The 254-nt window shown below is 46.5% G+C and carries 1 protein-coding gene; it reads right to left on the bottom strand.

All coding sequences use genetic code 11. From position 1 onward, the window contains the following. Positions 1–254, bottom strand: a 254-nt coding sequence (locus A3712_RS21410) for a rhomboid family intramembrane serine protease (protein ID WP_157618839.1), incomplete at both ends; no start/stop codon positions are given.

The following is a 254-nucleotide window of genomic DNA, read 5'->3' as shown; positions in this document are numbered from 1 at the left end:
TCTGTCTTGGGATATCCAAACCAAGCTGTGGCGCTTTAGTGCCAACCACCCATAGGTAACCAACCAAAGCATACACAACGCCAGATAAGCCACCGAAATTGGCCCCTTCAACCCAGTATTGCCCTGCTCCTGACAACGCAGAAGAGACAGCAAAGATCTGAAGCAACTTAAGACCGCCTAACTTTTTCTCAATATCTCCACCCAGTTGCCACCACCACAAAATATTGAAAGCAATGTGCATAATCGAGAAATGA

Source organism: Vibrio sp. HI00D65 (assembly GCF_001635455.1).
In the GTDB taxonomy this organism is placed as follows: domain Bacteria; phylum Pseudomonadota; class Gammaproteobacteria; order Enterobacterales; family Vibrionaceae; genus Vibrio.
Note: the sequence above shows the minus strand (reverse complement) of the source record. Positions and strands in the feature narration are given on the sequence as shown.